The 26,064-nt window shown below is 53.3% G+C and carries 28 protein-coding genes; 5 read left to right on the top strand and 23 right to left on the bottom strand.

The features are described from left to right. Nucleotides 1–11: 11 nt before the first annotated feature. From hisM to pdxB, 14 genes are all read right to left on the bottom strand, one after another. On the bottom strand, nucleotides 12–719 hold the full coding sequence (gene hisM, locus GFC06_RS11670) for a histidine ABC transporter permease HisM (protein WP_003028116.1): 708 nt from the start codon (nucleotides 717–719) through the stop codon (nucleotides 12–14). Beyond that, nucleotides 716–1,402, bottom strand: a complete 687-nt coding sequence (locus GFC06_RS11665; protein ID WP_016153853.1) for a histidine ABC transporter permease HisQ — start codon at nucleotides 1,400–1,402, stop codon at nucleotides 716–718. Before GFC06_RS11665 ends, hisM begins: the two co-directional genes overlap by 4 nt. Nucleotides 1,403–1,588: 186 nt before the next feature. Next, on the bottom strand, nucleotides 1,589–2,371 hold the full coding sequence (gene hisJ, locus GFC06_RS11660) for a histidine ABC transporter substrate-binding protein HisJ (protein ID WP_003028120.1): 783 nt from the start codon (nucleotides 2,369–2,371) through the stop codon (nucleotides 1,589–1,591). 247 nt (nucleotides 2,372–2,618) lie between these two features. Continuing rightward, nucleotides 2,619–3,401 (bottom strand): lysine/arginine/ornithine ABC transporter substrate-binding protein ArgT, encoded by a 783-nt coding sequence (gene argT / locus GFC06_RS11655; protein ID WP_006683634.1) that lies wholly within the window; start codon nucleotides 3,399–3,401, stop codon nucleotides 2,619–2,621. A gap of 288 nt (nucleotides 3,402–3,689) precedes the next feature. Then, complete coding sequence (locus GFC06_RS11650) at nucleotides 3,690–4,259, bottom strand: UbiX family flavin prenyltransferase (RefSeq protein WP_019077299.1); 570 nt, start codon at nucleotides 4,257–4,259, stop codon at nucleotides 3,690–3,692. Between the two features lie 95 nt (nucleotides 4,260–4,354). Beyond that, nucleotides 4,355–5,872, bottom strand: a complete 1,518-nt coding sequence (purF, locus tag GFC06_RS11645; RefSeq protein ID WP_005129677.1) for an amidophosphoribosyltransferase — start codon at nucleotides 5,870–5,872, stop codon at nucleotides 4,355–4,357. Nucleotides 5,873–5,905: 33 nt separating this feature from the next. Next, the gene (gene cvpA / locus GFC06_RS11640; RefSeq protein WP_005129678.1) at nucleotides 5,906–6,394 is read right to left on the bottom strand and encodes a colicin V production protein; all 489 of its coding nucleotides are present in this window, start codon (nucleotides 6,392–6,394) and stop codon (nucleotides 5,906–5,908) included. A 221-nt stretch (nucleotides 6,395–6,615) separates the two neighbouring features. Next, nucleotides 6,616–7,278, bottom strand: coding sequence for a cell division protein DedD (dedD, locus tag GFC06_RS11635; protein ID WP_016153857.1), 663 nt, complete (start codon nucleotides 7,276–7,278; stop codon nucleotides 6,616–6,618). Further along, nucleotides 7,268–8,536 (bottom strand): bifunctional tetrahydrofolate synthase/dihydrofolate synthase, encoded by a 1,269-nt coding sequence (gene folC, locus GFC06_RS11630; RefSeq protein ID WP_047500877.1) that lies wholly within the window; start codon nucleotides 8,534–8,536, stop codon nucleotides 7,268–7,270. Before folC ends, dedD begins: the two co-directional genes overlap by 11 nt. A 192-nt stretch (nucleotides 8,537–8,728) precedes the next feature. Further along, nucleotides 8,729–9,643 carry an acetyl-CoA carboxylase, carboxyltransferase subunit beta gene (gene accD / locus GFC06_RS11625; RefSeq protein ID WP_016153859.1) on the bottom strand — a complete coding sequence of 305 codons (915 nt, stop codon included), beginning with the start codon at nucleotides 9,641–9,643 and terminating at the stop codon, nucleotides 8,729–8,731. 149 nt (nucleotides 9,644–9,792) lie between these two features. Beyond that, a complete protein-coding gene (locus GFC06_RS11620) occupies nucleotides 9,793–10,452 on the bottom strand; it encodes a DedA family protein (protein ID WP_016153860.1) in 660 nt (219 codons plus the stop codon). Nucleotides 10,453–10,476: 24 nt separating this feature from the next. Continuing rightward, nucleotides 10,477–11,289 (bottom strand): tRNA pseudouridine(38-40) synthase TruA, encoded by an 813-nt coding sequence (truA, locus tag GFC06_RS11615; protein ID WP_016157050.1) that lies wholly within the window; start codon nucleotides 11,287–11,289, stop codon nucleotides 10,477–10,479. Beyond that, nucleotides 11,289–12,302: an aspartate-semialdehyde dehydrogenase gene (locus tag GFC06_RS11610; RefSeq protein WP_016157051.1), complete on the bottom strand. Its 1,014-nt coding sequence runs from the start codon at nucleotides 12,300–12,302 to the stop codon at nucleotides 11,289–11,291. Before GFC06_RS11610 ends, truA begins: the two co-directional genes overlap by 1 nt. A 67-nt stretch (nucleotides 12,303–12,369) precedes the next feature. Beyond that, nucleotides 12,370–13,506, bottom strand: coding sequence for a 4-phosphoerythronate dehydrogenase PdxB (gene pdxB, locus GFC06_RS11605; RefSeq protein ID WP_016153863.1), 1,137 nt, complete (start codon nucleotides 13,504–13,506; stop codon nucleotides 12,370–12,372). Nucleotides 13,507–13,614: 108 nt separating this feature from the next. Here pdxB and flk point away from each other — a divergent pair, with 108 nt between their 5' ends. Continuing rightward, complete coding sequence (gene flk, locus GFC06_RS11600) at nucleotides 13,615–14,616, top strand: flagella biosynthesis regulator Flk (protein WP_016153864.1); 1,002 nt, start codon at nucleotides 13,615–13,617, stop codon at nucleotides 14,614–14,616. On the opposite strand, the gene GFC06_RS11595 is transcribed toward flk, so the two are convergent. Together GFC06_RS11595 and GFC06_RS11590 are read right to left on the bottom strand one after the other, a co-directional pair. Next, complete coding sequence (locus tag GFC06_RS11595) at nucleotides 14,613–15,791, bottom strand: MFS transporter (RefSeq protein ID WP_016153865.1); 1,179 nt, start codon at nucleotides 15,789–15,791, stop codon at nucleotides 14,613–14,615. The two genes, flk and GFC06_RS11595, sit on opposite strands and share 4 nt — an antisense overlap. Before the next feature lie 179 nt (nucleotides 15,792–15,970). Then, nucleotides 15,971–16,348, bottom strand: a complete 378-nt coding sequence (locus tag GFC06_RS11590) for a hypothetical protein (protein WP_047500873.1) — start codon at nucleotides 16,346–16,348, stop codon at nucleotides 15,971–15,973. A 173-nt stretch (nucleotides 16,349–16,521) separates the two neighbouring features. Between GFC06_RS11590 and GFC06_RS11585 the strand changes: the two genes are divergently transcribed. From GFC06_RS11585 to GFC06_RS11575, 3 genes are all read left to right on the top strand, one after another. After that, on the top strand, nucleotides 16,522–16,767 hold the full coding sequence (locus tag GFC06_RS11585) for a helix-turn-helix domain-containing protein (protein ID WP_141875460.1): 246 nt from the start codon (nucleotides 16,522–16,524) through the stop codon (nucleotides 16,765–16,767). Nucleotides 16,768–16,928: 161 nt separating this feature from the next. Next, on the top strand, nucleotides 16,929–17,297 hold the full coding sequence (locus GFC06_RS11580) for an NlpC/P60 family protein (RefSeq protein WP_016153868.1): 369 nt from the start codon (nucleotides 16,929–16,931) through the stop codon (nucleotides 17,295–17,297). Beyond that, entirely contained in the window at nucleotides 17,297–17,821 is a 525-nt protein-coding gene (locus tag GFC06_RS11575; protein WP_153690179.1) for a YbjP/YqhG family protein, read from the top strand. Before GFC06_RS11580 ends, GFC06_RS11575 begins: the two co-directional genes overlap by 1 nt. Before the next feature lie 53 nt (nucleotides 17,822–17,874). On the opposite strand, the gene fabB is transcribed toward GFC06_RS11575, so the two are convergent. Then, nucleotides 17,875–19,095, bottom strand: a complete 1,221-nt coding sequence (gene fabB, locus GFC06_RS11570; RefSeq protein WP_141875461.1) for a beta-ketoacyl-ACP synthase I — start codon at nucleotides 19,093–19,095, stop codon at nucleotides 17,875–17,877. Between the two features lie 159 nt (nucleotides 19,096–19,254). Between fabB and mnmC the strand changes: the two genes are divergently transcribed. Beyond that, on the top strand, nucleotides 19,255–21,255 hold the full coding sequence (gene mnmC / locus GFC06_RS11565) for a bifunctional tRNA (5-methylaminomethyl-2-thiouridine)(34)-methyltransferase MnmD/FAD-dependent 5-carboxymethylaminomethyl-2-thiouridine(34) oxidoreductase MnmC (RefSeq protein WP_194831195.1): 2,001 nt from the start codon (nucleotides 19,255–19,257) through the stop codon (nucleotides 21,253–21,255). 120 nt (nucleotides 21,256–21,375) lie between these two features. Here mnmC and GFC06_RS11560 read toward each other — a convergent pair whose 3' ends face one another. The 6 genes from GFC06_RS11560 to prmB are packed head-to-tail and all read right to left on the bottom strand — an operon-like array spanning nucleotide 21,376 to nucleotide 25,929. Continuing rightward, nucleotides 21,376–21,654, bottom strand: coding sequence for a YfcL family protein (locus GFC06_RS11560; RefSeq protein WP_016157057.1), 279 nt, complete (start codon nucleotides 21,652–21,654; stop codon nucleotides 21,376–21,378). 32 nt (nucleotides 21,655–21,686) lie between these two features. Beyond that, complete coding sequence (locus tag GFC06_RS11555; protein WP_153690177.1) at nucleotides 21,687–22,235, bottom strand: elongation factor P hydroxylase; 549 nt, start codon at nucleotides 22,233–22,235, stop codon at nucleotides 21,687–21,689. After that, nucleotides 22,235–23,044, bottom strand: a complete 810-nt coding sequence (locus tag GFC06_RS11550) for a sulfite exporter TauE/SafE family protein (RefSeq protein ID WP_016153874.1) — start codon at nucleotides 23,042–23,044, stop codon at nucleotides 22,235–22,237. The genes GFC06_RS11555 and GFC06_RS11550 overlap by 1 nt, the downstream gene beginning before the upstream one ends. Continuing rightward, nucleotides 23,044–23,868 carry a penicillin-insensitive murein endopeptidase gene (gene mepA / locus GFC06_RS11545; RefSeq protein ID WP_016153875.1) on the bottom strand — a complete coding sequence of 275 codons (825 nt, stop codon included), beginning with the start codon at nucleotides 23,866–23,868 and terminating at the stop codon, nucleotides 23,044–23,046. Before mepA ends, GFC06_RS11550 begins: the two co-directional genes overlap by 1 nt. Before the next feature lie 3 nt (nucleotides 23,869–23,871). Further along, nucleotides 23,872–24,957 carry a chorismate synthase gene (gene aroC / locus GFC06_RS11540; protein ID WP_153690176.1) on the bottom strand — a complete coding sequence of 362 codons (1,086 nt, stop codon included), beginning with the start codon at nucleotides 24,955–24,957 and terminating at the stop codon, nucleotides 23,872–23,874. Nucleotides 24,958–24,996: 39 nt separating this feature from the next. Beyond that, nucleotides 24,997–25,929 (bottom strand): 50S ribosomal protein L3 N(5)-glutamine methyltransferase, encoded by a 933-nt coding sequence (gene prmB, locus GFC06_RS11535; RefSeq protein ID WP_153690175.1) that lies wholly within the window; start codon nucleotides 25,927–25,929, stop codon nucleotides 24,997–24,999. Between the last annotated feature and the right edge of the window lie 135 nt (nucleotides 25,930–26,064).

Raw genomic sequence — 26,064 nt, 5'->3', positions numbered from 1 at the left:
TGTTACTCGAATCATTTAGAGGATACATGCTGCAACCAGCGTTTTTCCGCTTTACGGAACAGACTGATCAGGACATACGAAATAATCAAATACAGAACAGCGGCAATACCGAAGGCGGTAAACGGCTGATACGTTGCCGAGTTGATATCGCGGGCGATTTTCAACAAATCAGGCACCGTTGCGGTAAACGCCAGCGCCGTGGAGTGCAGCATTAAAATAACTTCATTGCTGTAAGCCGGCAGCGCAATACGCAGCGCGGAAGGCAAAATAATGCAGCGATACAGTTTAAACGACGAGAAACCGTAAGCGCGCGCGGCTTCAATCTCACCATGGGGTACGGAACGAATAGCCCCGGCGAAAATCTCCGTGGTATAGGCGCAGGTATTCAGCGTCAGCGCCAGCACGGTGCAATTTAGCCCACTGCGGAAAAACGCGTTGAGGAAGTCCGTGCCTTTGACTATCTCCAGCGTATACATCCCGGAATAAAACACCAGCAACTGGACGTACAGCGGCGTCCCACGAAAAATATAGGTGAACAGCCAGATGGGAAACTGGATAAATTTATTACTGGAAACACGACCAATTGCCAAAAACAGCGCCAGTATCCCGCCCATCACCACCGATGAAATCAGAAGCCACAGGGTGATAGCCACGCCGGTGTAGCGATACCCGTCGGTCCACAGCAGGGACTTCCAGTATTCCTGAATAATCTCAATCACAGGTCAGCCCTCTTCACACCCACGGAATAGCGGCGCTCAAGGTACAGCAGCACACCATTAGAAACTGTGGTAAACACCAGATAGATGACCCCGCACACTACGGCAAAATAGAACGGCTCCCAGGTACTTTTTCCGGCAAGCTGAGTGGCTTTCACCACGTCTTCCAGGCCGAGCAACGATACCAGCGCCGTGGCCTTAAGAATGACCTGCCAGTTGTTGCCAATTCCCGGTAAGGCATAGCGCATCATCGCCGGGAACATAATGCGGCGAAATATTTGTGAACTGGTAAAACCGAATGCCGTCGCGGCTTCAATATGGCCTTTTGGCACGGCCATAAATGCGCCACGAAATGTTTCGGTAAAATAGGCTCCGTAGATAAACCCGAGCGTAATAATACCCGCGACCATCGGATCGATATCAATCTGGCTGATACCAATTGCATCGGTAAGGGTATTCAGCGCGATTTGTAATCCGTAAAAGATGAGCAGCATTAAGACCAGATCGGGCACGCCGCGGATAAGCGTTGTGTACCCTTCGAAAATAAGCGCCAGCGCCCGGCTTTGCGACAGCTTTGCTGCCGCGCCGACAAGGCCTATCAGAACCGCCAGTACCACCGAGCTAAGTGCCAGCTCCAGCGTAACAATTGCGCCCTGTAAAATAACACCTGAAAAGCCATACAACATGCTGCCTGTCCTGTCGTGTGTGGTGGAGTAATAAGCCTCTTTTGATTTCAGACAAACTGTTAAATGCGGGATGGCGACTTTGCCTTATCCGGCCTACAAAATCGCTGTAGACCGGATACGCACAGCGCCATCAGGCATAAATTCAACACGTCAAAAATCTACGGGCTTTATCAGCACCTGCGGTGATTAACCGCCGTAAACATCAAAATCGAAGTACTTTTTCGCCAGCTTCTCGTAAGTACCGTCAGCTCGCATCTCGGCAAAGGCTTTGTTCAGTGCTTCGCGCAGTTCGTTATCATCTTTGCGCAGCCCCATACCGGTACCCACGCCGAATAACTTCTCATCTTTTACAGATGGGCCGCCGAATTTGTAATCTTTACCGACCGGCTGTTTCAGGAAGCCTTCGCTGGCTGCGACTTCATCCTGGAAAGCAGCATCAATACGCCCAGCAGTCAGGTCAGAATAGATATTGTCTTGCCCCTGATAAGAGACAATTTCAATGCCTTTTGGCGCCCAGTGCTCGTTGCCGAAGGTTTCCTGAGTCGTGCCCTGCAGCACGCCAACACGTTTACCTTTCAGCGACTCAATGGTTGGCTGAATAGCAGAATCTTTAGCGACAACCAGACGCGAGTCGGCTGCATAAAGCTTGTCGGTAAAGGCGATTTCCTGCTGACGTTTTTCAGTGATGGAAAGCGAGGACATAATCGCATCGATTTTCTTCGCTTTTAACGAAGGGATAAGCGCGTCCAGCGGGTTTTCCACGAAGGTACATTGTGTATTGATACGTTTGCACAGCTCTTTAGCCAGATCGATATCAAAACCGACTAATTCACCCTGTGCATTTTTCGATTCGAACGGCGCATAAGTAGGATCGGTACCGATACGAATTTTTTGCGGAATGGCTGCAAATGCTGCGGTAGCACTGGAGAAAGCCAGGACCAGAGAAAGAGACAACACCAGTTTTTTCATAACTATCCTCAACAGACTGTCTTTTATAGGGGATCTTTACAGGACCAGGTGCAGTTATCGTGCCATTAATCGGGCCGACAAGGCAAAGCATTCTACCCTGTCGACGGTATTTATTTGCATGAAAAGCGCTTAAGTATGCACTCATGCTTATTAAGACAGCGACAAAAGCACCAAAACAGTGCACTGAATTTATTATGCACCGTAATGGTTACCCGCAATGGTGCAGTCCATTCCCCGCTGCGGCGTATTAATCGCCGTAGACATTGAAGTTAAAATACTTGCTCGCCATTTTGTCGTAGGTGCCGTCTTTGCGCAGTTCGCCCAGCGCTTTATCGAAAGCAGCTTTCAGCTCTGCATCATCTTTGCGCAAGCCAATCCCTGTGCCGTCACCAAAGTATTTTTTATCTTTCACCGACGGACCAGCAAAAGCGTAGTCCTTACCGGCAGGCTGCTTCAGGAAGCCTTCGCTGGCCGCGACTTCATCCTGCAACGCCGCGTCCAGACGACCCGCTGTCAGGTCAGAATAGATAAGGTCCTGGTTCGCATAGGCCACCACATCTACGCCTTTGCTGCGCCAGTTGTCATTAGCATAGGCTTCCTGAGTCGAGCCTTGCAGTACGCCAACATGTTTACCTTTAAGGGAATCAAGAGTCGGTTGAATTGGGGAACCTTTCGCAGCGATCAGACGTGAGTCTGCTGCGTAAAGCTTGTCTGAGAACGCAATCTCTTGCTGACGCTTCTCAGTGATTGAAAGCGAGGAGATGATGGCATCAATTTTTTTCGCTTTCAGCGACGGGATCAGCGCGTCAAAGTCGCTGGCTACCCAGGTACATTTAATCTGCATGCGCTTACACATCTCATTTCCCAGATCGATATCAAAGCCGACAAAGTCGCCTTTGGCATCTTTAGAGGAAAAAGGTGCGTACGTTGTATCTGTACCAATACGAACCGTCTGCGGAAGTGCTGCGTAGCTGGCCGCGGTGGCGGAGAGTCCTACCAGCAAAGACAAAGCAAGAACCGTCTTCTTCATACATAACCCTCAAGTGGCGTAATTTTATTATGTTTTACGTTGTGTTGTGTGTTTGCAGACTTTTTCATGCAGGTCTTATGCCATTTTCGCGTCGATGAGGATATTCGACGTTAAATATGTTAATAAAACGTTGCAATAATGTCCTGATTTTGAAGATAGCAGGTCTGACGGTTGAACCGCAGCGTTTCGTGGAGTTTTAACGAATTAAATGTTGAGGATATGATCGCGGTTACAAAATTGCCCTGAAACAGGGCAACGGATGTTTCTTTGCACGCTGATGGAACGGTTTTACGCCCCTTGCCAGCGGGTGAACAGATCCTGTGGAAGGGAGATATCAAACTGGTCGAGTACGCGGTTAACTGTTTGATTAATCACATCATCTAGCGTTTGCGGGCGATGATAGAATGCCGGGACTGGCGGCATAATCACCGCGCCAATTTCTGCCGCCTGCGTCATCAGCCGCAGATGCCCCAGATGCAGCGGCGTTTCACGCACGCACAGCACCAGCGGGCGGCGTTCTTTCAACACCACGTCTGCCGCACGGGTAAGCAGTCCATCGGTGTAACTGTGGACGATGCCTGAAAGCGTTTTGATTGAACAAGGTAATATTACCATTCCGGCGGTCTGAAAAGAGCCGGAAGAGATACTGGCGGCGATATCGCGCGTATCGTGATTTACATTCGCCAGTGCCTGCACGTCGCGTACAGAGAGGTCAGTTTCCAGCGCCAGCGTCTGTCGGGCAGCAGCACTCATCACCAGATGGGTTTCCACATCAGTAACGTCACGCAAAACCTGCAGCAGGCGCACGCCATAAATCGCGCCACTGGCACCGCTAATCCCTACAATGAGTCGTTTCATTTTTTCGCCCTTACTTGCTTCAGGGCTGACTTTGCAGGTTTTTATGCGCAGTTGCAAGTCAGTCCACTCTATGTGTCCTGACCTGCAACAGAACATTACCCTTCGTTATGCATCTCGAGGTTTTCCGCTTCGTTCTGACGCAAAATTGCTTTGGCATCGTCATTACGCAGGGAGTCAAGGAAATCGAGATATTGCTGGTCGACGTCTTTGGTGACGTACACGCCGTTAAACACTGAACATTCAAACTGCTGAATATCCGGGTTCTCAGCGCGGACCGCTTCAATCAGATCGTTCAGATCCTGGAAGATAAGACCGTCTGCACCGATTATCTGGCGAATCTCGTCCACTTCGCGACCATGAGCAATCAGCTCCGTCGCCGTAGGCATATCGATACCATAAACGTTCGGGAAGCGAATTTCCGGGGCCGCAGAGGCCAGATACACTTTCTTCGCTCCGGCTTCACGCGCCATCTCGATAATCTGTTCCGAGGTGGTACCGCGCACGATGGAGTCATCCACCAGCAGCACGTTTTTATCACGGAATTCCGCACGGTTGGCGTTCAGCTTACGGCGCACGGATTTACGGCGCAGCTGCTGGCCGGGCATGATAAAGGTACGGCCCACGTAGCGGTTTTTCACAAAACCCTGACGGTACGGCTTACCGAGAATACGGGCAATTTCCAGCGCGATATCGCAGGAGGTTTCCGGAATCGGGATCACCACGTCAATATCCAGATCTTCCCACTCGCGAGCAATTTTTTCGCCAAGCTTGGTCCCCATATTTACACGGGCGCTGTAAACGGAAATCTTGTCGATAAAGGAGTCAGGACGTGCGAAGTAAACGTATTCAAACAGGCACGGATTGCTGACTGGGTTATCAGCACACTGGCGAGTAAACAGCTGACCTTTTTCGGTGATATACACCGCTTCGCCAGGTGCCACATCGCGCAGGAATTCAAAGCCCAGCGTATCCAGCGCCACGCTCTCGGAGGCCACCATATACTCGGTACGACCATCCCCGATATCGCGTTTACCCAGTACCAGCGGACGGATACCGTTAGGATCGCGGAAGGCAACCATACCGTGGCCAATAATCATCGCCACGCAGGCATAGGCGCCGCGGATCTGGCGGTTGGTTGCCGCAATAGCAGCAAAAATATTATCGGCTTCCAGCGGATAATGGCGGAAGTTATCCAGCTCGCTGGCGAAAATATTCAGCAAAATTTCAGAGTCTGAAGTGGTATTGATGTGGCGGCGCTTTTCTTCAAACAGCTTTTTACGCAGCTCATGCGCATTGGTCAGGTTGCCATTATGGGCAAGCGTGATGCCATACGGTGAGTTGACGTAAAAAGGTTGAGCTTCGGAGGCGCTGGAGCTGCCAGCCGTTGGGTAACGCACATGACCGATGCCCATATTGCCCTGCAAACGCTGCATATGGCGCGCTTCAAAAATATCGCTCACCATTCCGTTTGCTTTACGCAAGCGGAAGCAGTTGTTGGCATCAATGGTGATGATGCCTGCGGCATCCTGACCACGATGCTGGAGCACCGTTAACGCGTCATAAATCGACTGGTTTACCGGCATAACACCGGCGATACCGACAATACCGCACATACGTCTTTTCCTCGTTCAGCAACAACCCAAAGTTTATACTTTGGGCAAGAAACTTGACGAGCTTTGCAGATAGTCAAAGAACCATCTGATGATGAAACTGAACTGCGGGATCAGCTGCGACTTGCTCCAGTCTTCACTTTTCGACAGACCGGTAAAGGTATCGAGAAAGAACAGTATGGCGGCGACGATCAGCGCTCCTCGCAGAGCACCAAAGCAGATCCCCAACACCCTGTCGGTACCCGACAGGCCTGTTTTCTCTACCAGTTGGCCTATCACAAAGTTAACGATAGCGCCGACGATAAGTGTCGCGATAAACAGTATCGCGATAGCAATCCCATTTCGAACGAGTTCGTCTTCAAAGCCCGTAAACCAGACAGACAGGTAAGTGTAGTAATGGCTGGCGACAAAGAAAGCACAACCCCAAGTCACCAACGATAATGCTTCACGAACAAAGCCACGGATCAGGCTAACCAGACAGGAAAAACCAATCACCGCGATAATGGCGTAATCAATCCAGACCATAAGTGTCCCACGATTTAACGCCCTGTCGTCCTGTTCGGGGCGCATTCTAACAGAAAAAGAAAACGTTTGCGTAGGGATTTCCTTTCCACGCGTAAATAAAAATGGCGCTGAAAAAATCTTCAACGCCATACCGTTTTATGCCTCTTCGGGCACTGCCGGATAGCGGTATAAACGCCCTATCCGGCCTGAATTAAGAGCAGCGCCGTGAACAGCGCAATCCCTTAATTAGGGGTGTACCCCATCACTACGCCACTCAGACCGGAGATCTTCTGCAGCTCGCCCAGCGAGTTCTTCAGCTTATCTTTGGAGGCGTCAGGTCCTACGAGAATACGGGTTATTTTACCCTGCACCGGCGTTGACGGGGAAGTATATACCCGGAAGCCCGCGCCACGAAGTTTACCCACGATCTCATTGACCTTATCCGCATTTTTCAGCGCACCGAGCTGTACAACGTACGCTTTGCCGGTTGGCGCTGGCGGTTCCACCGCGGCCGGTTTCGGCGCTGGAGCCGGTGCTGGCGTCGGAGCGACGGCAACCGGCTGCGGCTTCGGTTTGGGTTTCGGCTGTTCTACAGGCGCGGGGACAGGATCTAACTCCGCGCTGTTTGCCGTCGTCAAACGTGACGGATCCAACGATGGCGCGGCAGCATCGCCCGCGCGCACCTCTTCTGCCGCCCCTTCCGGCGGCTGCGTCGGCAGCGCCTGCGTTGCTGCAGGCATCATGTCTGGTTCATCGCGATCGCCGGGTTTCGGCACCAGCGGGATCGCCGCAAACTCATCCTGATAATGCTTTTTCTGCCCGTCAAGCAGCCCGGGGAGCACAATCACCCCCAGCGCGACCAGCACAATTGTGCCGACTAATCGATTCTGAAACTTACTCGCCACCGCTTCTCCCCACGTCTATCACTTCCATGACATGTGCGACAGTGTGAAACGATCCACACACCAACACGGTATCTTCTGGCTTCGCCTCAGCTAGCGCCGCAGACCATGCCTGCGCCACGCTGTCATAGGCGTAGCCTTTGCCCAGATGCTCCAGCAGTTGTTCTGCAGTAGCACCACGCGGCCCTTCCAGGGGCGCACAGTACCAGGCGTCAACCACGCTTTTTAACCAGGCTAACGTACCGGCAATATCTTTATCATGTAGCATACCGATAACCGCAAGTACACGCCCGCTTTTCACTAATTTTTTCAGACGGCCGGTCAGATACTCCGCCGCATGCGGGTTATGGGCAACATCAAAAATCACCCGCGGCGACTCGCTCACAATCTGGAAGCGCCCCGGTAAAATCGCCTGTTCAATACCATCACGAATGGCCTGCTCGCTGACGTTAAGCCCGCTTGCGCGCAGTGCTGCCAGTGCGGTCGCGGCGTTAGGTTGTGGGACCTGCGGCAACGGCAGGTGCGCCAACGTGCCGTGATCGTCCGTAAAGGACCAGTCGTTCTCCGTGACCGCATAGCGCCAGTCCACGCCGCAGCGTTGCAAAATCGCCCCGCTCTCTTGTGCAACATCGGCAATGGTGTAAGGCATTTCCGGCTCGCCGACGATAGCCGGTTTCTCTGCACGGAAAATTCCCGCCTTCTCACGACCAATGCTTTCGCGATCCGGGCCCAGCCAGTCAGTATGGTCAAGCGCAATGCTGGTGACCACCGCAACATCGGCATCCACGATATTGGTCGCGTCAAGGCGACCGCCTAACCCAACTTCCAGGATGACGACATCCAGTTGGGCCTGTTTAAACAACCAGAGCGCCGATAACGTACCGTATTCAAAGTAGGTCAGGGAAATGTCGCCACGCGCATCTTCAATCTCAGCAAACGAGGCTGTATGCGCTGATTCCGGCAGTTCACGTCCCTGCACGCGTACGCGTTCCGTGTAGCGCACCAGATGCGGCGAACTGTAAACGCCAACTTTATAACCTGCTGCGGTCAGCACAGATTCCAGCGTACGGCAGGTTGTGCCTTTCCCGTTGGTTCCCGCCACCGTAAAAACAAATGGCGCGGGTTTCAACACACCCAGTTTGCGCGCCACCTGACTTACGCGTTCCAGGCCGAGATCGATGGTTTTACTGTGCAGGTTTTCCAGATAAGAAAGCCACGATGCCAGGGGCGACGCGGCTTGAGGAATACGTTTATTGTCCATGATGGCTGTAGATTCTTTACGTTGAGAAAAGCAAAAGGGCAGCACCAACCGGCCTGCCCTTTTTTACACGTTGTTTTTCACGTTGCAGATGCGTTGGCTGTGCTCGCTCACCCGAATCACTTACCTGTGTAAGCTCATCGGGATCAACTCTCTTATCGCCTGCCTGCAACCCGAAACCCATAGAGTAAACTATCAGGCCTCTGATTCCTGATCGGGAACCGGAGGTACCACCTCGCCTTCACGCGGCTCATCCGGATTCGGCGTAGGAAGATTCATCAGCTTCGCCAGAATGCTTGCCAGTTTCAGGCGCATTTCAGGACGGCGGACGATCATATCGATAGCGCCTTTTTCAATCAGGAACTCGCTACGCTGGAATCCCGGCGGCAGTTTCTCACGTACGGTTTGCTCGATAACACGCGGACCAGCAAAGCCGATCAGTGCTTTCGGTTCTGCAATGTTGAGATCGCCCAGCATCGCGAAGCTAGCAGAAACACCGCCCATTGTTGGGTCGGTCAGTACAGAAATATACGGTAAACCGCGTTCCTGCATTTTCGCCAGCGCAGCAGAGGTTTTCGCCATCTGCATCAGAGACATCAGCGCTTCCTGCATACGCGCCCCGCCAGAAGCGGAGAAGCAGATCAGCGGACAGTTATCTTCCAGCGCCTGCTCAACGGCACGGACAAAACGCGCGCCGACCACAGAGCCCATGGAGCCGCCCATAAACGCGAACTCGAATGCAGCAGCAACGACCGGCATACCGTGCAGCGTGCCTTTCATTACCACCAGCGCATCTTTCTCGCCAGTTTCTTTCTGCGCAGAAGCCAGTCTGTCTTTGTACTTTTTGGAGTCACGAAACTTCAGCACATCTTTCGGCTCAAGCTCGCTACCCAGTTCCACAAGAGAACCTTCATCTAACAGGCTATGCAGGCGATTGCGCGCCGACATGCGCATATGATGGTCACACTTCGGACAGACCTCAAGATTACGTTCCAGCTCAGCACGGTATAAAACCTGACCGCAGCTATCACACTTGGTCCACACCCCTTCAGGAATGCTTGCCTTGCGGGTGGGAGTAATGTTGCTTTTAATTCGTTCAATCCAGCTCATTGGTGACCTTTCTGCCTGAACCCTAGTCAGCTTTGTTATAAGGGGCGCATAATGCCATTTTTGCCCCTAACAGACCATGAATGTTGCACATTAAAACATAACAGCCCGAAACTTTGGATAAAAAAGTGGTCGAACCGCTGAGTTACTTTCTATTTTGCAGCCCGTGACGCAGCGCGTTTATGGCGAATCACTTCAATTATGCCCGGCAATACGGAAAGGACGATGATCGCCACAATCAGTAATTTCAGGTTTTCCTGAACGATCGGTAGATCGCCGAACAGATAGCCTGCATAGGTGAACAGCAATACCCACAGCAGCGCGCCTGCGACGTTATACATCGCAAAATGACGGTAGGACATGTGTCCCATACCGGCAACAAACGGTGCAAATGTACGTACAATAGGTACGAAACGCGCGAGGATAATCGTTTTGCCGCCATGACGCTCGTAGAACGCATGGGTTTTATCCAGGTAACTGCGACGGAAAATTTTAGAGTTCGGGTTACTGAAGAGTTTTTCACCGAACAAACGGCCAATCGTGTAGTTCACCGCATCGCCGATAATCGCCGCCACAATCATCAACATCACCATCAGATGAACATTGAGATCGTTAGTTGGCAGCGCAGAAAGCGCGCCAGCGACAAACAGCAGCGAGTCTCCCGGCAGGAACGGCGTCACCACCAGCCCGGTTTCGCAGAACAGGATCAGAAACAGAATCGCGTATACCCAGATACCGTATTCCGCAACCAGCTCCGCCAGATGCACATCAATGTGCAGGATAAAATCGATAAGAAAGTAAATCAGGTCCATAGTTTTGCCTTTATACGACTCAAATTAGTCCGCCAGAAATAGCGGGCCCATAGGCGGTTTTGGCAGGTCGAACCGTTCCGGGTAATCTACTGCAACCAGATACAGTCCTTCCGCTTTCGCCGTTGCCGCTGCCAGCGTTCTGTCCTTCGCCGCTAGCAGTTCTGCTATCCAGCTCTCCGGCTGGTTGTTGGCGCCTACTTCCATCAGGCTGCCGACAATATTCCTGACCATATGATGTACAAAGGCATTCGCTTTAATATCCACCACCACATATGCACCAAAACGTTCAACGTTAATGTGCATCACGTTACGCCACGGTGTGCGCGACTGACACTGCACCGCCCGAAACGAGGTAAAATCATTTTCACCAATCAAACACTGGGCCGCACGATGCATACGCTCAGCGTCCAGCGGTTCATAGTAATGGGTTACCCCTTTACCTAAAACCGCAGGGCGCAACCGATGATTGTAGATGATGTAGCGATAACGGCGAGCCGTGGCGCTAAATCGGGCATGGAAATCATCGGGTACAGCTTTCACCCAGCGCACAGCGATGTCACCAGGTAAATTCGCATTTACCCCCAGTGTCCAGGCTGCATCTTTACGCTGGGCAGTCGTTTCAAAGTGCACGACCTGCCCTGTGCCATGAACGCCCGCATCCGTGCGTCCCGCACAAAAGACAGTGATGCGTTCATTCGCCACCTGAGAGAGCGCTTTTTCCAGTTTTTCCTGAACGCTACGCACTTCGTTCTGGCGCTGCCAGCCATAATATTTGCTGCCGTCATACTCAATGCCCAGCGCAATTTTATGGGTTGACGGCTGTTGCAGGTCAGACATTAGTACAGGTACTCCTGCACCAGTTTTTCCGCAATTTTTACCGCCATCAACGCGCCGCCAAAGCGTACGTTGTCTGCCACAGACCAGAACTGAACCTGTTCCGGCATCCCGTAATCGTTATGCACACAGCCAACTGAAAGGTGCGGAGTACCTGACGCATCGCCAACCTGCGTCGGGATATAGGTCTCTTCTGACAACACTACGTCCTCACCGCGTGAAAACGCATCGCGTGCTTCTTCCGCCGCCAACGGACGCAGAGCTTCAAAATTCACCATCTGTGCGTGGCCATAAAATACCGGCGACTGCACGATGCTGGCGGAGATAAGTAGCCCGTCGTCCTGCATAATTTTGCGCACTTCATCGACGATACGACGCTCTTCGCGCACACTACCTTCGCGATCCGGCAGCAGCGGCAGCATGTTGAACGCCAGCTGACGACCAAAGAAATCGTCATCGTCAATCGGGATGCCGTTCAGTAGTTTCGCGCTCTGTCCGGCAAGCGCATCTACGGCTTTTTTACCGTGAGCGGAAGCAGAAATAATATTGGTCACCGTAATACGTGACAGCCCGCCGTCATCAATTAGCGGCTTCAGCGCAGACAGCAGTTGGCTGGTCAGGCTGGAAGGGACCGCAATCACATTGCGGTTGCGGTAATCGGCCAGTACGAACGGGTTAACGTCCGGAACCACCAGCGGAACGTCCGGCTCAAGCGCGAACAGGCCACTGCTGTCGATAACCAGGCAACCGGCATTGGTCGCTTCTTCCACCCATGCGGCGGTGGCTTCAGCGCCCGCAACAAAAAATGCCAGTTGCGCCTGCGTCCAGTCAAAGTCTACAACGTCCTGAACAAGGACCGATTTACCGTTAAAACGCAGATGCTCACCCGCGCTTTCATTACGCGCCAGCGCATAAATTTCACCGACCGGGAACTGGCGTTCAGCCAGCGTATCGAGCAGGGCTTCGCCTACGGCGCCCGTTGCGCCCAGAATGGCAATATTCCAGCCTTCAGACATGGTGATTTACTCCAGAAATACGTAAGCGTCCCTGTCGCATTATTCGACAGGGAGCATTAAGAAGACATTAATGTGCCGGGTGATAAACAGCGTTAAAACCCAGCTTACACAGCAAGGCAGCAGCCGTTGCGTCGTCACACATCACGTATAAAGACGACCATTCACGGCGCTCAAGATAATTTTTACGCAGCTTATCAAACTCACCCGGAATTCCAGCGACTTTACGCAGCGGCGCATCATCGCGGCGCACATCATACACTAAATGCACCAGCCTTTTCAGCGTTGGCTGATCTAACGGGCCATGCAGAGTGATACGACCAAATTCCGGCGCAGGTAACAGGGTATTGAGCGCAACGTGTTGTTCGCGACCAATAAACTTGCTAAAAGCCTCAAAGACCTGCGTGGTGCCGCGCGCTTTTCCTTCCAGGGTATACCCGGCAATGTGCGCCGTGCCGATATCGGCTTTCTCCAGCAATGCCACATTGAGATCCGGCTCCCCTTCCCAGACATCCAGCACGACGCTCAGCGACTGCCCGGCATTCAATCGGTTCAGCAATGCCGTATTGTCGATGACTGGCCCGCGGCAGGCGTTGATCACAATGGTGCCCGGCTTCAGCCGGCTAATCAGCGCATCATCTGCCAGGTGCAGCGTTTTGTACGGTCCGTCTTTAAACAGCGGCGTATGGAAAGTCAACACATCGGCTTGCTCTACCAGTTCGTCCAGCGAGCGGAAATCTCCCTCATCACCGCGATCGGCTCGCGGCGGATCGCACAGCAGCGTGCGGATCCCCAGTGCTTCCAGACGTGCCTGCAAACGTCCGCCCACATTGCCCACGCCTACGATGCCTACAGTACGATCGCGTAACGCAAACCCGTCGCGCTCCGCCAGCATCAGCAACGCTGAAAAAACATATTCTACGACCGCAATCGCGTTACAGCCGGGCGCTGCGGAAAAGCCGATCTTCGACTGCGCAAGCCAAGCTTCATCCACATGGTCCGTGCCTGCGGTTGCCGTGCCGACAAATTGAACCGGTTTTCCGCTAAGCAGTGATTCATTTACTTTCGTCACCGAGCGCACCATTAAGGCATCCGCATCATCCAGTTCGGCAACGGGAATCGGGCGACCGGGAACCGCTTTGACCTCCCCCAAACGACTGAACAGTTCGCGGGCATAGGGCATATTTTCATCAACGAGGATTTTCACGTCTTTCGCACCTGTTTGAGAACGAGAGTTAACCGGGCAAGTGTGCCATAATCTCGCCGCCAGGCATACTGCGAGACCTGGTCAGCACAGATTTAAGGAACAGAGATGATGCAGCCCATTTCAGGTACACCCGCACGCCCTCCCGGCGAAGGCCAAAATGCCCCTTCTGCTGCGGGTGAACAACCGTTATCCACACAACAACGTACCGTGCTGGAACGACTGATTACCCGTCTGATTTCACTCACCCAACAGCAAAGCGCCGAGGTGTGGGCCGGAATGAAGCACGATCTGGGCGTCAAAAGTGATACGCCGCTGCAATCACGTCACTTTCCTGCCGCGGAGCAAAACCTGAATCAGCGGCTGGGTGTTGCTCAGCAAAATCATGCTAATCGTCAGGTTCTCTCACAGCTCACTGAATTACTGAGTCAGGGAAATAACCGTCAGGCGGTAAGTGATTTTATCCGTCAGCAGTATGGGCAAACGGCGCTCAGCCAGCTCACGCCTGAGCAGTTGAAGAACGTGCTCACGCTGCTGCAACAAGGGCAGCTTTCTATACCGCAACCGCAACAGCGCCCGGCCACCGATCGTCCGTTATTACCCGCAGAGCACAATACGCTGAACCAGTTGGTTACCAAACTGGCGGCGGCCACGGGAGAGTCAGGTAAGATGATCTGGCAGTCAATGTTAGAGCTGTCTGGCGTAAAAAGCGGTGAGCTGATCCCCGCCAAACAGTTTACTCATCTGGTCACCTGGCTGCAGGCGCGCCAGACCCTCAGCCTGCAAAGCGCCCCGACGCTACAAACGCTCCAGGCGGCGCTGAAGCTGCCATTAGAGCCGAATGAGCTGACGGCAATAAAAGAGTACGCGCAGCAGACGTATCAGATCCAACCACAAACGATTCTGACCACGGTGCAGGTACAGGACTTGCTGAATCAAATCTTCCTGCGCCGCGTAGAACGGGAACGCGAGCTAAACGATCCGCGCCATCTTCAGCCTATTTACAGCCCGTTCGCGCCGATGATTGAAACGGTAAAATCTCTGTCGGCACGACCGGGACTGCTGTTTGTCGCGTTAATGATCGCATTAGCCATTTTCTGGCTGGTCGCTTAACCTTTGCGCAGCGTAAGCAGCGTCACGACAATCCCCACCACGGCGGATATCGCTCCGGCAAGGAATACCGAGGGATAACCGTACGCGGTGGCCAGCACCCCGGCGACCGGGCCGCTTATGCCGTAGGAGATATCCTGAAACGCGGCGTAACCGCCCAGCGCCGTACCGCGAACCTGCGCGGGCACTCGCTTCACAACCTCTACGCCCAATGCCGGGAAGATAAGCGAACACCCTGCCCCGGTTAATGCCGCCCCGAGCAGCGCAATCCATGCTGATGGGGCCTGCCACAGCAGAATCAGCCCCGCGGTTTCAACCAGTAAGGAGACAACGGCTACCTTCACGCCTCCGAACCGATCCGGCATCCAGCCAAACAGAATGCGCATCAGCACAAACGCCCCGCCAAACGCGGTCAGGGTGAACCCCGCCATCGTCCAGCCATTGCTGACAAAATAGAGTGAAATAAACGTACCGATCACCGCAAAGCCAACGCCCTGCAGCGCCAGGCCCAGGCCCGGTTTCCAGATAAGCCCTACCACGCTCCATAACGAAGGGCGTTCTCCTGCATGAGCAGGCACTTTGCGAACGGTGCCGTTGAATGCCCATGCCAGCAGCGGTAATACCATTGTCGTTCCCGCCAGCGCCGCAAAGCCAAAGTGGCTATGGATCAGCAAGCCCAGCGGTGCACCGGCGGCCAGCGCACCGTAAATCGCCATCCCGTTCCACGACATCACCTTACCCGAGCGTGTTGGACCGACCAGCCCAAGCCCCCAGGTCAGCGTTCCGGTGAGCAGTTGGCTTTCGCCAAAACCGAGGATCAAACGCCCGACGATTAACAATGCAAATTTTACAGGGACAGAAACAGGCAATAGCGCGGCTAACAGCCACGCCGCACCCGCCAATCCACAGGCAAACATCCCCTGTAGCGCCGAACGTTTGGCGCCATATTGATCGGCTAAGCGCCCGGCGTAGCCGCGCGTTAATACCGTTGCCAGAAACTGTACGCCTACGGCGATACCAACCATGGTGTTGCCATAGCCCAGCTCCTGATGCACAAACAGAGGAATAACGGGCAAAGGTAGACCGACCGTCATATAGGTCAGGAAAACTGCAAAAGCGATACGAAACAGCGAAAAGTTCGCCGAAGGTGTTTTTTCTTGTTGGGTTACAGCTGTCATGCGTTACTCCAAAATGCAGAGTAAGGCGAGGAATGTCCACGCCCCCTCTACCTGACTTTCAGGATTAAGGTGCGTTGGATAACGTTAAACGCTTACGCATTATCAGATAGATAATGTTGAGTGCGAAGTCTGCCTGTGAGCCACTAAATTTGTCAACCCTGAAATCTCACCAGGTTGGTTCACGGTAAAGACGACTTTTCGTCGAATAAAAAAGGAAATACAGCATCAATTCCTTTTGTGCCAAACAGTCCGGTCACCTGCTTGCGCTGCCCCGGCGTCAGCAGTCTGAACATCATATCCCAAATCTCTTTCGGTTCTGCTTCCTGTACGCAACGGCTCTCTAAGGCCAGCACCTTTTCAGTTTCTTTCAGGTAAGGACGGACATACAAAGGGAAAATGGAGATATGGAACTCCTCAGCCTTTGATTTAACACGTTTGCGCTTCACGCCCTCTTTGCCTTCACTGTACATGTTTAAACGGGAACGAACCGCAGGCGCGCTTCCTGGAAACCCCGGCAATTCAAGACATTCCTTTACCGTGAACCACTCTTTTGCCATTAGTTTCTTTCCTTTCTGCCTGTGGAATAAAAAATATTTTTTCTTTTGCGCGAAATTTCAGTTTTATTCTGGCAATATTCCAGTGACCAAAAAGAAAGTTACATTCTTTTGTTTCTCTGGTTTATACCCTGAAAAATATCGGCGCCGATAACACATTTCCTTAGGATTACAGAATGGAACACAAAAGCCAAGACTGGCATCGTGCAGATATTAAAAGTGCACTGGAAAAAAAAGGAATCACGCTCAGAGATCTTTCTCGTGCGGCTGGATTATCACCCGATTCACTGCGCAATGTATTTACCCGAAGCTGGCCCAGAGCGGAACAGATCATTGCGCAGGCGCTCGAAACCTCGCCAGACGTGATTTGGCCGTCACGCTATCCACGCCAGCAGCCAGAGGATAAAACAAGTAATACTTAATATTAAATAGATCACTCGTAATTTATCGAGCATATAAATTAATAAATATCCCAGCTTAATATATTGAGAATATTAATAGCACTATTTGCCATTTCCAATTGCGTAAATACTGTTAAAGCATCACGTAATTGCTATTACGTATGTTATTAACAGGAGTCGTTATGAGTTGGGATAAAAAGGTGGCGGTCAATTACGCCAAATCGCACGCGAGTTCACATTCACAAGGGCGCTGTGCGGAATATACCCGCAAAGCTGTTCAGGCAGGCGGCGTTACTCTTGGGCGCACTTACCATGCCAAAGATTATGGTCCGATGCTGAAAAACGCCGGTTTCAGCGCCATTGGCGCGCTTGAAGAGCCGCGCGAAGGGGATGTCATCATCATTCAACCTTATGCTAATGGAAACCCGAGCGGTCACATGGCGATATATGACGGTCATGACTGGTATTCCGACTTCAAACAGCGAGACATGTGGGCCGGTCCAGGTTATCGGACCGCAAAGCCGTCATACACCATTTACAGGAAGAAGTAATGAAAGCTTTTCTACTGATTGTTCTCATCCTGCTGATTTGTGGCTGTACCCCTTCTCACCGTGACAGCACGCAGGATGTGAAACAGTTCTATCTTTCGTGGATGAAGAACTACACTCAGGATCCGGATGCGCCCCGCGAAACATCAGCATTACTGCAACGCTATGTCGCAAAAGAGGTTATCGGGCGTCTGGCGCTAATTGATACGCTTTATGAGCAGGAGATCGTGCAAGCGGACTACTTTATGTATGTGCAGGATTACGCACCGGCATGGATCCCGCTGTTGCGGGTTGGACAGGCGCAGCCATTCCTCGGCGGTGAAAAACTGAACCTGCAGTTAGGCACTGAGTCAGCCCCTATTCAACTGGAGGTTTATACCCGTTGGGAGGAAGGACGGTGGAAAATTTATCGTGTCCGGGACATGGGTCGTCATTACGAGCAGCCCATTTACAATGCCGGAGAGATTACGCGAGCCAGAGCATGGTCGGCTGAGATCGCGCCGGAATACGAAAAAATGCCGAAGTAAACACGGTAAAAAGGGAGCCTGTTGGCTCCCTTTTTTAGTATTCAATCTTAGACTTACGCCTTCAGCTTACGCATAACCAGCGTAGCGTTGGTGCCGCCAAAGCCGAAGCTGTTGGACATCACGGTGGTCAGCGCCTGCTCGGTCGGTTTGGTCACGATGTTCAGACCTGCCGCCTGCTCATCCAGCTCTTCAATGTTGATGCTTGGCGCGATAAAGCCATGTTCCAGCATCAGCAGAGAGTAGATAGCTTCCTGCACGCCAGCCGCGCCCAGTGAATGACCTGTCATCGCTTTGGTTGCGGAGATTGCCGGGCTGTTGTTGCCAAACACTTCGCGGATTGCGCCCAGTTCTTTCACGTCGCCTACCGGAGTTGAGGTACCGTGAGAGTTCAGGTAGTCGATCGGCGTGTCTACACCGTGCATCGCCATCTGCATGCAACGTACTGCGCCTTCGCCAGACGGAGCAACCATGTCTGCGCCATCGGACGTTGCGCCGTAACCGACGATTTCCGCATAGATGTGCGCGCCACGTGCCAGAGCGTGCTCCATTTCTTCAACCACGACCATACCGCCGCCGCCAGCAATAACGAAACCGTCGCGGTTTGCGTCATAGGTACGGGAAGCTTTTGACGGATCGTCGTTGTATTTGGTAGACAGCGCGCCCATTGCATCGAATTCACACGCCATTTCCCAGCACAGCTCTTCGCCGCCGCCAGCAAAAACGATATCCTGTTTGCCCAACTGAATTTGTTCTACCGCGTTACCGATGCAGTGCGCAGATGTCGCACAGGCAGAACTGATGGAGTAGTTTACGCCGTGGATTTTGAACGGCGTTGCGAGGCAGGCAGAAACGCCGGACGCCATCGCTTTGGTGACCACATACGGGCCAACCGCTTTCAGACCACGTGGGCTACGCATTGCGTCAGCGCCGAACACCTGAAAACGTGGGGAGCCGCCGCCGGAACCTGCAATCAGGCCAACGCGCGGGTTGTTCTGGTAATCTTCTGCAGCCAGGCCGGCATCAGCCACTGCCTGCTCCATTGATAGGAATGCATAGATGGATGCGTCGCTCATGAAGCGCACTACTTTGCGGTCAATGAGGCCAGTGGTATCCAGTTTTACGTTGCCCCAAACGTGGCTACGCATGCCGGAGTCCTTCAGCTCCTGAGAGAAAGTGATCCCTGAACGTCCTTCACGCAGAGATGCCAGGACTTCCTGCTGGTTATTACCGATGCTGGAAACGATGCCCAAGCCAGTAATCACTGCACGTTTCATTCAATACCTCTGTAAGTCGCACTATTTTAAAGTTTCGAATGGCACAATAGCGTACACTTGTACGCCGAACAAGTCCGATCAGCCATTTTATGTGGAAATTTGCGCAGCCAGGCACTCATCGCTAAGATCGGGGCACAGCCTGTCAGACGAGTAACTTACGTGAAACAATACGCTATACAACCTGCCAACCTTGAATTCAACGCTGAGGGTACACCTGTTTCCCGAGATTTTGACGATGTCTATTTTTCTAATGATAACGGGCTGGAAGAGACACGTTACGTCTTTCTCGGCGGTAACCATCTCGCACAACGATTCCCTGCGCATTCACGTCCCCTCTTCGTGGTGGCAGAAAGCGGGTTTGGCACCGGACTTAACTTCCTCACGCTCTGGCAGGCATTTGCCGATTTTCGCGATACCCACCCAGAAGCTACCCTGGAAAGATTACATTTCATCAGCTTTGAAAAATATCCGCTGACGCGTGAAGATCTCACCTTAGCCCACCAGCACTGGCCAGAACTTGCCCCGTGGGCCACGGCACTGCAAGAACAATGGCCGCTGCCGCTGGCGGGATGTCATCGCCTGCTGCTTGATGATGGGCGCGTCACGCTGGATCTGTGGTTTGGCGATATTAACGAACTGACCAGTACGCTGGATGACTCTCTGAATCAAAAGGTGGACGCCTGGTTCTTGGACGGTTTCGCACCGGCAAAAAACCCGGATATGTGGACGCCAACGCTGTTTAACGCGATGGCCCGACTGGCTCGTCCCGGCGGGACGCTGGCAACCTTTACCTCGGCAGGCTTTGTACGTCGGGGGTTGCAGGAAGCCGGGTTTACAATGCAAAAATGTAAAGGCTTTGGGCGCAAACGCGAAATGCTCTGTGGCGTGATGGAACAGACTCAGGCGCTCACGTCCTCGGCGCCATGGTTTGCGCGTACGGGAACAGATAAGCGCGAAGCCGCCATTATTGGTGGAGGAATTGCCAGCGCATTGCTGTCACTGGCGTTATTGCGCCGCGGCTGGCAGGTCACGCTGTATTGCGCCGACGATAAACCTGCCGGGGGCGCCTCCGGTAATCGCCAAGGGGCGCTCTACCCCCTACTTAGCAAACATGACGCGGCCATTAATCTCTTTTTCCCCACTGCGTTTACCTTCGCCCGTCGACTGTATGACACCCTCCCCGTTGAGTTCGCGCATGACTGGTGCGGCGTGACGCAACTCGCGTGGGATGAGAAAAGCCAGCAAAAAATCACCCAGATGCTGTCCCTTGAACTGCCCGCTGCGCTCGCCGTCGGGGTTGACGCACAGCAGGTTTTACATACAACAGGTGTGGAAACCGGATGCGGCGGGATTCAGTATCCGGCCGGAGGATGGCTGTACCCGGCGCAGTTAACCGCCGCGGTACTGGACTATGCAACAACCCTGGGATTACGCACCCGCTACCACCATACGCTGACCTCACTGACTCGCCAGACAGCAAGCTGGCAATTGCAGTTTTCCAGTGGAGAAACCGCCTCTCACGCAGCAGTCGTTCTGGCTAACGGCCATCTCATTAGCAGCTTTGAGCAAACGCAGCCGCTACCGGTGTACTCCGTGGGCGGTCAGGTGAGTCATATTCCCACCACACCTGCACTTTCAGCGCTACGTCAGGTGCTGTGCTATGACGGCTACCTCACGCCGCACAACCCGCAAAATCAGCAGCACTGCATTGGCGCCAGCTATCATCGTGGGAGTGAAGAGACAGCGTATCGCGAGGACGATCAGCAACAAAACCGTCAACGCTTAATCGACTGCTTCCCGAACGCTGTGTGGGCAAAAGAGGTAGACGTTAGTGACAATGCCGCCCGCTGCGGGGTGCGCTGCGCCACGCGCGATCACATGCCAATGGTCGGCAACGTCGCGGACTATGACGCCACGCTCAGCCAGTACACCACACTTGCTGCAGACAAAGAGCACGCCGTAAGCGCGCCAGTTTATTCCGATTTATTTATGCTGGGCGCGCTGGGATCGCGCGGGCTGTGTACTGCCCCGCTGTGTGCAGAAATTCTGGCTTCGCAAATGAGCAATGAACCGATTCCCATGGATGCCAGCACGCTGGCGGCGCTAAATCCAAATCGTCTGTGGGTCAGGAAGTTATTGAAGGGTAAAGCTGTGAAATAAAAGAATGGGGTGCCCTCTCGTCATGGCCTGATGACGCTACGCTTATCAGGCCTACCCCCCCCCAACAAGGTAGGCCGGATAAGACACCAGAGCATCGCCATCCGGCACAATTTACCGCAATTATTGTGCAGTAGCCTTCTGGAACAGAGTGTCCCACATTTCTTTCACCAACGCCTGGTCACGCGGCGATAGTTCGCCTGCGCTGATGGCTTTTTCCAGGCTGCTGGTCACATTGGCGTACAATGCCTCAGCGGAATGGTCCTCGCCAGCGTCCAGTTCGGCCACGGCCAGCGTCAGGTGTCCACGCAAATAGCCACTGGCAAACAACTCATCATCGCTGGCGTGCTCTACCATATCGTCGATTAATGCCAGAATGCGTGATTCAAACTCCGCGATCATCTTCTTTCCTCATTGTAAACGTGGCAGCGACTTCAGTTGAGCGCTTCGGGCCACGGGAATTGTTCCGCCTTAAGTTCAGGCGTGTGATAATAATTCTGTAACGCGTTAATGAAGCGCGCCGGACGTTCAGGGATCCCCTTTTCCAGGTACTCCATCACCTGAGCATGGACACGGCGCTGGAATACCACGCGATCCGGTTCAAAGTCCCCTTCAAGGTTGTCGCAACTGACGTTAAACGGGTAGCCCGCCGCCATGCAAAACAGCCAGTCAAACGCCTGCGGCTTCACTTCCACGTCTTCAAACTTGCATTGCGTCTTCGCGTCGCGTCCGTCCGGACAATACCAGTAACCGAAGTCGACCAGTTCACGCCGCGCCTTACCGGCGATGCACCAGTGTGAAATTTCGTGTAACGCGCTGGCGTAATAGCCATGCGCAAAAACGATACGGTGATACGGTAATTCCGCATCCGCAGGAAGATAGATCGGTTCGTCATCGCCTTTAATCAGACGGGTATTAAATTCATCGGCAAAGCAGCCGTTAAAAATCTCAATTAACTGTTCGTAGTGATGGGTATTATTCATTAGTTCATCCCCAGCCAGTGGAGAATCTCCTGTCCATGATTATCATAAAGTAGCTTGGCGCTCATCACGGCGGAGACAATGACGATCATTGGCCGAATGAGTTTTTGTCCTTTACTGAGCACCAGCCGTGAGCCCATCCGTGCGCCAATAAACTGGCCAATGAGCATCACAAATCCGGTCGCCCAAATCACTTTGCCGCCGAGGGCAAACAGCAACAGCCCGCCGATATTCGATGTGGCATTTAATACTTTGGCGTGGGCCGTCGATTTCGCCAGGTTGTAGCCGCACAGCATGACAAAGGCCAGCGCGTAGAACGACCCCGCAGCCGGACCAAAAAAGCCATCATAAAAGCCGACGCAGCCCCCGGCCACCAGCGCGAAAGGCAACCCATGCAACCGACGCTGTCGGTCCTCCTCCCCCACTTTCGGCATCAACAGAAAGTAAAGGCCAATACAGATAACCAGAACCGGCAGGATCTGGCGCAGAATATCTGACTGCACGTGCTGAACCAACAGCGCGCCGCTCATTGAACCGATAAAAGTCATGAAGATATTGAGCTTCTGATCCGCCAGATTAACCACGCCCCGGCGAATAAAATAGAGGGAGGAAGAGATAGATCCTCCACAGGCCTGCAGCTTATTGGTGGCCAGCGCTTGCGCGGGTGGCATTCCGGCCGCCATCAATGCCGGGATAGTGAGTAAACCACCGCCTCCGGCCAGAGAATCAATAAAACCTGCCAGCATCGCCACGAAAAAAAGCACACCTAACAGCAGTGGCGACACCATAAACAGAGAGGCAAAATGATCCATTAGAGTACATGCTCGTCCAGTAGCGCCTGGCAGGAAGGCGGCAACGGCGGCGGTGTCTTCTTCTCAGGCTTGGTGGTTCCAGGTTTCGGAGGTTCGAACCAGCTTTGCAGCTCCGCGCCGCAGCCGTCACCCGGTGGTGGTAACGGTTGATCTTCGCACTCAAGACTGTCGGCAGGACAACGTAACCGTACGTGCATATGCGCACGATGCTGGAACCATGGCCGCACTTTACGCAACCAGTCCCTGTCGGTCCCTGCATCCAGACAAAGTTGCTGCTTAATCGCCGGATTCACGAAAATACGCGTGACTTCATTATCTTTTGCCGCCAGCCTGATCAGGCTGAAAATCTCCGGCTTCCAGAGTGACGGCACGACACGTTTGCCATCCTGTGAGACCAGATCTAACGCCTGCGGCCGCAGCAGTTGCGACTGGGTCCAGCGGGTTTTCGGCAGTTGCAGGAAAATATCTACATCCAGTCCCGTCTGGTGGCTGGCGTGACCGCCATTGAATCGCCCACCGGCCGGCATGCCCATATCGCCGATTAACACCGTACCCAGCCCCAGATTGTTGGCCTGATTACTCAGACGCTGGATAAACATCACCAGATCCGGATGGCCAAAGTAACGGCGCTGATCGGTGCGCATCACCTGATAGTGTTCTGACTGTACAGGCAGCGTATCTGCGCCAACAATACAGCCATTGGAGAATGCGCCGATAGACTGCGCGCTGCCTGCAACCGGATGGGTAATTTTCTGCCAGGGCGTCGCCGCCAGACAGGCGGTGCTGGCAAACAGAGCCAGCGCCGCAAGTGCCGTTTTTTTCATCTCTTACCAGCGTGGAATATCGGTCTTCACGTCCGCATTTTGCGCCCGCTGACGCAGCAGGTGATCCATCAACACGATCGCCAGCATCGCTTCGGCGATTGGCACGGCGCGGATCCCAACACACGGATCGTGACGACCTTTGGTGATCATTTCGACTTCTTCACCAAAGCGATTAATAGTGCGCCCTGGAACGGTAATGCTCGAGGTCGGTTTCAGCGCCATATGAGCAATGATTTGTTGCCCACTGCTGATCCCACCAAGAATGCCGCCCGCATGATTACTCTGGAAACCTTCTTTGGTGATTTCATCACGGTTCTGGCTGCCGCGCAGTGCAACAACGTCAAAACCGTCGCCAATCTCAACGCCTTTAACGGCGTTAATGCTCATCAGCGCGTGAGCGACATCAGCATCCAGGCGGTCAAATACAGGTTCGCCGAGACCCGCTGGTACGCCGCTTGCAACAACGGTCACCTTCGCCCCGATGGAGTCGCCCTCTTTCTTCAGCCCACGCATCAGTTCGTCCAGCGCTTCGAGTTTATCCGGGTCTGGACAAAAGAACGGGTTAAGTTCCACCTGGGACCAGTCTTTGATCTCCAGCGGAATATCACCCATCTGCGTCAGACAGCCGCGAATTTCAACGCCGAATTTTTCCGCCAGATATTTTTTGGCAATCGCTCCGGCCGCAACGCGCATCGCCGTTTCACGTGCGGATGAGCGTCCGCCGCCACGGTAGTCACGCAGGCCATACTTCTGCTCATAGGTATAGTCGGCGTGTCCTGGACGAAAAACGTCCTTAATCGCGCCGTAATCCTGTGAACGCTGATCGGTATTTTCGATCAACAGGCCAATGCTGGTGCCGGTGGTAACGCCCTCGAACACGCCGGAGAGGATTTTCACCTGATCCGGCTCACGACGCTGCGTAGTGTAGCGCGATGTACCCGGACGGCGTCTGTCGAGATCGTGCTGCAGGTCAGCTTCTGTCAGAGAAATGCCCGGCGGAACACCATCGACAATACAACCGAGCGCCAGCCCGTGTGATTCACCGAAAGTGGTTACGCGAAAGAGTTGCCCAATTGTGTTTCCTGCCATCACGGCTCCGTTATGAGTGTTGTGTATGTGCGCGTGTATTTAGTCTTTATAAATGCTGAAGTGCTCGCGATCAGCAACTAACTGCTCTTTGGTCAGCATGAATACACCGTCACCGCCGTTGTCGAACTCCAGCCAGGTGAACGGTACATCCGGGTATTGCTCTATCAGATGTACCATGCTGTTTCCGACTTCACAAATCAGAATACCGTTATCTGACAGGTAGTCCGGAGCGTTACCCAGAATGCGGCGGGTAAGTTTCAGTCCATCACTGCCAGACGCCAGACCCAGCTCAGGTTCATGACGATATTCGTTTGGCAGATCGGACATATCTTCCGCATCGACATACGGCGGATTGGTCACAATCAGGTCATACTGGACTTTCAGCAGATCGCGGAACAGATCGGAACGGATCGGCGTAACATGATGGATCATGCCGTGCTCTTCAATATTGTGTTCGGTCACCGCCAGCGCGTCGGTGGAAATATCCACCGCATCCACTTCGGCCTCCGGGAAAGCATAGGCGCAGGCAATGGCAATACAGCCGCTGCCGGTACACATATCAAGGATATGCTGTGGCTGCTCATTAATAAGGCCCGCAAAGCGGTTATTAATAAGCTCGCCAATCGGCGAACGTGGTACCAGCACGCGTTCATCAACATAAAACTCATGCCCGCAGAACCAGGCTTTGTTGGTCAAATAAGCGACCGGAATGCGCTCGTTGACGCGGCGAATCACGCGTTCAACAATGCGATGGCGCTCGCTGGAAGTCAGACGCGCGGTACGCATATCTTCTGGAATATCCAGCGGCAGATAAAGTGACGGCAGCACCAGTTGTACGGCCTCGTCCCATGGGTTATCCGTGCCATGGCCATACCAGATGTTCGCCGCGCTAAAACGGCTGACCGCCCAACGCAACATGTCCTGAATGGTATGCAGTTCACTCACTGCTTCATCGACGAAAATTTTATCCACGTATTCCTCCAGGGCATGCTCGTATTAATTTCGGCGGCTAGTTTGCCACGAAGACGGCGATAAATCAGCATTCACACAGGGCCTGAGCGCGAAAATTGCGTTTTAAGCGATCGGATGCCCGCCGAGTCGGGTTAA

The organism is Citrobacter braakii, assembly GCF_009648935.1.
GTDB lineage: Bacteria > Pseudomonadota > Gammaproteobacteria > Enterobacterales > Enterobacteriaceae > Citrobacter > Citrobacter braakii.
The sequence above is the reverse complement of the archived record's forward strand: the minus strand, read 5'-3'. Positions and strand labels throughout refer to the sequence as shown.